General features: G+C 70.9%; 5 protein-coding genes and 1 pseudogene. 4 read left to right on the forward strand and 2 right to left on the reverse strand.

What is annotated here, in order from left to right; genetic code table 11:
• Nucleotides 1-8: 8 nt before the first annotated feature.
• Nucleotides 9-1,217: a serine hydrolase domain-containing protein gene (locus tag RB614_RS11185; protein WP_308712348.1), complete on the reverse strand. Its 1,209-nt coding sequence runs from the start codon at nt 1,215-1,217 to the stop codon at nt 9-11.
• A gap of 152 nt (nt 1,218-1,369) precedes the next feature.
• Here RB614_RS11185 and RB614_RS11190 point away from each other — a divergent pair, with 152 nt between their 5' ends.
• Together RB614_RS11190 and RB614_RS11195 are read left to right on the forward strand one after the other, a co-directional pair.
• Entirely contained in the window at nt 1,370-1,696 is a 327-nt protein-coding gene (locus RB614_RS11190; protein WP_308712349.1) for an ArsR/SmtB family transcription factor, read from the forward strand.
• Nucleotides 1,693-2,439: an SRPBCC domain-containing protein gene (locus tag RB614_RS11195; RefSeq protein WP_308712350.1), complete on the forward strand. Its 747-nt coding sequence runs from the start codon at nt 1,693-1,695 to the stop codon at nt 2,437-2,439. The genes RB614_RS11190 and RB614_RS11195 overlap by 4 nt, the downstream gene beginning before the upstream one ends.
• 52 nt (nt 2,440-2,491) lie before the next feature.
• Here RB614_RS11195 and RB614_RS11200 read toward each other — a convergent pair whose 3' ends face one another.
• Nucleotides 2,492-4,690 carry a DUF6055 domain-containing protein gene (locus tag RB614_RS11200; protein ID WP_308712351.1) on the reverse strand — a complete coding sequence of 733 codons (2,199 nt, stop codon included), beginning with the start codon at nt 4,688-4,690 and terminating at the stop codon, nt 2,492-2,494.
• A 236-nt stretch (nt 4,691-4,926) separates the two neighbouring features.
• Between RB614_RS11200 and RB614_RS11205 the strand changes: the two are divergent.
• Nucleotides 4,927-5,274, forward strand: a pseudogene (locus RB614_RS11205) (cellulose binding domain-containing protein); the annotation flags it as partial.
• Between the two features lie 604 nt (nt 5,275-5,878).
• A partial coding sequence (locus RB614_RS11210; RefSeq protein WP_308712352.1) for a family 43 glycosylhydrolase occupies nt 5,879-6,327 on the forward strand: 449 nt, incomplete at its 3' end.

The following is a 6,327-nucleotide window of genomic DNA, read 5'->3' on the forward strand; positions in this document are numbered from 1 at the left end:
GGGGAAAGTCAGGGCACGGGGTGCGGCACCGGGACGGCGGCGCGCAGCGCGCGTTCGCGCGGGTCGGAGGTGAGGGCGGCGCCCATCCGGTTGGTGACGTAGGCGTACCCGATGCCGGTCCGCGGGTCGGCGAAGCCGAACGAGCCGCCGATGCCGGCCGTGCCGTACGCGTCGGGGCCGCCGAAGCTCCACGCCGTGCTGGACTTCATGAAGCCGAGCGAGTGCGGGATCTCGCCGTCGAGGTACGCGTGGCGGGTGCCGTTGCGCGGTGGCACCGCCGGCGCGGCCAGCTCCGCCAGGGTGGCCGGGGTGAGGCCGAGCTGGTCGCCGCCGGTGGCGAAGACCCCGTACGCCTGGGCCATCGCGCGGGCGGTGCCGACGCCGAGGGCGGAGGGCACTTCGAGGTCGCGGGCGTAGATCCGCTCGCGGTGCATCGGCAGCCACGGCCCGGTGCCGCCGACGACCGAGCGGAACAGGCTCGATCGCGGGTTCAGCGCGCCGAGCAGCAGGCCGGGCGAGACGCTGACCACCACCTTGAGCGGGTTGGGGCGGCGGATCCGGGCCAGGCGGACGTTCGGGATCGTGGCCGGCAGGCGGATGTAGAAGTCGAGGCCGAGCGGCGCGGCGATCTCCTCGTGGAAGAAGCGGCCCAGCGACCGGCGGGTCGGGTCGACCCGGCGCAGCAGCTCACCCTGGTAGAAGCCGAGGGTCAGGGCGTGGTACGCCTGCCGGCTGCCCGGCTCCCACGCCGGCTCCTGCGCGGCCAGCACCGCGGCGAGGCGGTCGAGGTCGCGGACCGTGCCGCGGCCGATCGGGCGGTCGAGCGCGAAGAGGCCGGCCTGGTGAGCCAGGAGCTGGCGGACCGTGACCTGCTCCTTGCCCCGCTGCGCGAACTCCGGCCAGTACGTGCTCACCCGCTCGTCGAAGTCGAGCCAGCCGCGCGAGTGGGCGACCGCGAGGGTCATCGCGGCCATCCCCTTGGTGGCCGAGAAGACCAGCACCATCGTGTCGCGCGCCCAGGGTGCCCCGGTCGCCGCGTCGCGCACGCCGCCCCACAGGTCGACGACCCGCTCGCCGTTCTGGTAGACGCAGCACGCCGCGCCCAGCTCGTCGCGGCGGACCAGGTTTTCCACGAACGCGTCCCGGACGGCCTCGAAACCCTCGCGCACGTACCCACGCACCAGGACGGGCCGGTCCGCCCGCGCTCGCCAAGTCATCACTCCATGGTCCACGTTTCGGCAGGATTGACGACACTCTTCGTTCATCTATGTGTTACCGCTCACCCACCGGGAAAATGCGGTCGCCGGCCGCGACGGCGCTGCCCGGTGGTTGCTCCGGAGTAACGGTTGCCCTAGAGTAACGGTTGCTTATGAGTAACCAAGTCGCGGTGGACGACGTGCTGGACGCGCTGGGTGACCGCACCCGGCGGGCGATCGTCCGGCGCCTGCGCGGTGGGCCGCTGCCGGTCGGCGAGCTCGCCGCGGGGCTGCCGGTCGGGCGGCCGGCGGTGAGCAAGCACCTGCGCGTCCTGGAGGGCGCCGGGCTCGTGGTGCACACCAGCGTCGGCACCCGCAACCTGTACGCGCTGGCCCCGCCGGGGTTCACCGCGCTGCAGCAGTGGCTGGTGTCGACATGGGACCAGGCGCTCGGCGCGTTCGCCGACCGGATGGCTTCCCGCGGGGAGGAGACGACGTGACCGCACTTCCGCCGATCCGCCGGCAGGTGGTCGTTCCGGGGACGCGCGACGCCGCGTTCGCGGTGTTCACCGGCGAGATCGGGCTGTGGTGGCCGATCGGCCGGCTGAGTGTGTACGGCGCGGGCGGCACCGTGGCGTTCGAGGACGGCCGGCTGGTCGAGCGCGGGCCGGGCGGTGGCGAGGCGGTCTGGGGCACGGTCCTGGAGTGGGACCCGCCCGCGGCGCTCGCGGTGACCTGGCATCCCGGGTCCGATGTGGACAAGGCCAGCCGGGTGCGGGTCCGCTTCGAGGAGGTCGCCGACGACCTCACGCTGGTGACGCTGGAGCACGACGGCTGGGAGCGGCTGCCCGACCCGGGCGCGGCCCGCCGCGAGTACGGCAACGGTTGGCCCCTGGTCCTCGACGGGTACGCCGCCCGCCCGTCCGGCGCGGCGGCGCCCGAGGGTCCGGTGTGGCTGGTGCTCAGCCACACGGCCGGGCCGGCGCTGCCGGCGGGGGAGCCGGTGTTCGGGCAGCCCGACTTCGCCGAGCACATCGCGTTCGTGCGCCGGCTCCGCGAGCGGGGCGTGCTGGTGGCCGCCGGCTCGCTCGACCGGGTCAGCACCGGGATGACCGTGATCCGGGTGCCCGACCCGGCCGACGTGGCCGCCTACGTGCGCCTCGCGCAGTACGACGACCAGGCCGTGGCGCGCGGGCTGCTGATGGTCGAGGTGCGCCCCTGGCACGTGGCCCTGGAGCGGTGACCGGCGCCGGGGCGGGCCTGTGGCGGCCCGCCCCGGCTTGAGGGGAGGGTGGTCAGCTGGTGCAGGGCGAGCCGTTGAGCGCCCACCCGGTCGGCGGCTGGTTGGTGCCGCCGTGCGTGCCCTGGAAGCCGAACGACGCGGTGCCGCCCGGCGCGATCGTGCCGTTGTAGCCGGCGTCCCGCGCGGTCACCGCCGGGCCGCTCTGCGTCACGGTGGCGTTCCAGCTGTTGGTGACCTGCTGCCCGTTCGGGAACGAGAAGGTCAGCGTCCACCCGTTCACCGCCGCGCCGCCGGTGTTGGTGACGGTCACGTCGCCGGTGAAGCCGTTGCTCCACGAGTTCGCCGTGTACGCGACCCGGCACGACGTGGTCCCACCGGTCGGCGGCGCGGTCGTGGGCGGGGCCGTCGTCGGGGGCGCCGTGGTCGGCGGTGCGGTCGTCGGTGGCGCGGTCGTGGGCGGCGGGGTGGTCGGGTTGGTGCCGCCGGTGATGGCCAGCTCCTCCGACGTGAACGTGCCGTGCGCCGGGTTGACGTCCGCCTCCGGCCCGCCGCCGTCGCATCCACGGCTCGGGTTGAACAGCAGGTAGGTGCCGGAGTTGCAGGTGCCGCCGGTCGGGCCGGCCGGCGGCTCGGCGTCGCCGCCGACGACCGCGGTGCCGCCGATCGTCACTCCACCCTGGACGATCGCGTTGCCCTTGACGACGGCGTTGCCGGTGACCGCACCGCCATTGACCCAGGCGAGGTCCTCGATCCGGGCGTTGCCCGTGACCGATCCACTGTAGACGGCGGCGCGCGGGCCCACGTACGCGGTCGCGGCCACGTTGGCGTTGCCGGCCACCCAGCCGCCGCCGTTGGCGTGCCAGCGCCCGCCGTTGGTCGCGGCCGGCTTCTGGTACCCCGGCTCGTGGCCGGACGGGATCGCGCCGGAGATCCGGAACTCGTACGGGTAGCGGCGGTTCTTCGGCCAGCCGTCGAGGAACGCGTACTTCGGCACGGCGCTCGCCGGGGTGCCGGTGACGACGAGGAAGACCTGGCTCTCGCCCGGCTGGGTCTGGAAGCTGATCTGCCCGGACGTGCCCTGGGTCAGCGGCCCGTACCGCGGGGTGCCGTTGCGCACCGCCACGAACCCGAACGTCCAGCCGGTCGCGCCGGTCTCCGCGTGGCCCTTGAGGTGCAGGCGGATCAGCGCGCCGTCGCTCTCCGGCACCAGCTGGATCTTGTTGTACCCGTAGTCGGAGGGGGCCATCGCGTCGGAGATCCGGTAGTGGCGGGCGCCCGCGTTGACCGCCTCGACCGGCACGCCCTTGTACGCGTTGAGGAAGCCGGCGCCGTACACGCTGTTGATGAACGGCATGAAGTCGGCCCGGTTCGTGTAGTCCCACGTCACGTTGTGCTGCGCGTACTCGCCGATGCGCCGGTTGAGCTCGGCCTGGGTGATGCCGGCGATCCGGCGGTACACCTCGAGCGGGTGCTCGGTGTTGCGCGCCTCGTTCCAGATCCGGTTGAACATCTCGATGCCGTCCCGGTCCTTGATGTACTGCAACAGCATCCAGGCGCCGTAGTGGTGGCGGGACGAGGAGTAGTAGAGGTTTTCCGTGCGCAGCCAGCGGGTCAGGTCGCCGGCGGCCGTGCGCGGGTACACCTGCATCGCCATGAACTCGGCGCTCGCCTCCCAGAACGTGCCGGCTGAGGCGTGGGTCAGACCCATGCCGGAGCGTCCCAGAAACGTGTAGTTCTGGAACACGTGCCCGAGCTCGTGCGCCAGCCCCCACGAGCCGGGCTGGGCCGCGCCGGGCGCGACGTTGATGACGCCGACCCGCCCGTCGGTCGAGCCGCCGGTCGCCCAGGCGTCCAGCGCGGTGCGGTTCCAGGTCCGCGTGATGATAACGATGATCTTGTACTGGGACAGCAGGCCGGTCTCCGGCGTAAACCGCATCGTGTTGACGTAGAAGGAGTACAGCGTCTCCAGCTGGCTCAGGATGTTGTCCGGGTCGAAGCGGAACTCGGCCGGCGCCGACAGCGGGTTCGTGCCGGACTTCTCACCCCACAGCAGGATGAAGTTGGCCGACTCCTTGGTCCGGTTCTGCGCCCAGGGCACCTCGCCGGTGCTCTGCCAGCGCTCCGGGATCCAGACCGTCTTGGCGGCGGCCTCCGCCGCCGGGGTGAGCTGCGGCACGACCAGCGGTGCCGTGCCGAGGGTGACCAGCGCGAGCGCGGCAAGCCAGCGCCGCCATCGAGGGCGAGGTTTCATCGGGCATCCCTACGTGTCGAGACAGGTAACGGGAAGGCCTCCTTGATCCCTGCCCGGAAAGGATGCGCGAATGGGGCCCAGCCACCACATCGTGGACGCGTCCCACCCGCCTGTCAAGCGATTGATCTCGATGCACCGAGATAGTTGCATCTCCATACTTAAGTGGCTATCTTGAGGCCCGGAGCGGCTCCCGGGCGACCGACTTCGCCATGTCCCCTGCCTTTCGGGAGCCTCTCATGCGCCTCGCGCGTCCCCGTTCCCTCCTGGCCGCCGCCGCGGTCTGCGCCCTCGCCGCCAGCGGCGCGGTCACGGTCGTGACATCCGCCTCCGCCGCGGCCGGCTGCTCGGTCACCTACCGCGTCGGGTCGCAGTGGCCCGGCGGCTTCAGCGGCAGCGTCGATCTCACCAACCTCGGCGACCCGCTCGACGGCTGGACCCTGACCTGGACGTTCACCGCCGGCCAGCAGGTCACCCAGGGCTGGAGCGCGGTCTTCGGCCAGAGCGGCGCGCAGGTGACCGCCCGCAACCAGACCTGGAACGCGAGCCTCGGCACCGGCGCCACGGTCAACCTCGGCTTCAACGGGTCGTGGAACAACGCGACCAACCCGGCGCCGACCGGGTTCGCGCTCAACGGCGTGGCCTGCACCGGCTCCACCACGCCGACCACGTCGACGACGCCGACCACACCGACCGTGCCGCCGCCCACGACCACGGCACCGCCGCCGGGCGCCACGTTTACGAACCCGTTGAAGGTGCGGGGTCCGGATCCGTGGTTGACGTATTACGAGGGTTTCTACTATTTGGCGACGACGACGTGGAACAACACGGTGACGATGCGTCGTTCGCGGACGTTGGGTGGGTTGGCGTCGGCGGTGGATACGGTGTTGTTCACGTTGAGTCGGCCGAATGGTGCGGGGAGACGATGTGGGCGCCGGAGTTTCATTTGTTGGATGGTCCGAGTGGTCGGCGGTGGTATTTCTATTACACGGCGGGGCGGGAGCCGTTTGATCTGGGTTCGCAGCGGATTCATGTGTTGGAGAGTGCGGGGTTGGATCCGATGGGTCCGTATTCGTTCAAGGCGGACATGTTGGATCCGGTGTCGGACAATACGTGGGAGTTGGATCCGGGGATTCTGCGGTTGAATGGGAGTTGTATTTGTTGGGGACGTTTTACAACGGGTCGCAGCCGATGTTCATCCGGCCGTTGAGTAATCCGTGGACGGCGTCGGGGACGCGGCGGGTGTTGACGACGCCGACGTTGTCGTGGGAGACGGTGGGTGGTGCGGTGGCTGAGGGTGGTGAGGTGTTGCAGCGTAATGGGCGTACGTTCATCGTGTATTCGGCTTCGCATTGTTCGACGCCGGATTACAAGTTGGGGATGTTGGAGTATGTGGGTGGGGATCCGTTGAGTTCGTCGTCGTGGCGGAAGTTTCCGAATCCGGTGTTTCAGCGTAGTAACGCGAATGGTGTGTACGGTCCGGGGCACAACGGGTTCTTCACGTCGCCGGACGGGACGGAGGATTGGATCGTGTATCACGCGAACAGCTCGGCTGGTGGTGGGTGTGACATGAACCGGTCGACGCGGGCGCAGAAGTTCACGTGGAACGCGGACGGCACGCCCAACTTCGGCACGCCGGT

This window comes from Phytohabitans maris, from assembly GCF_031085175.1.
In the GTDB taxonomy this organism is placed as follows: domain Bacteria; phylum Actinomycetota; class Actinomycetes; order Mycobacteriales; family Micromonosporaceae; genus Phytohabitans; species Phytohabitans maris.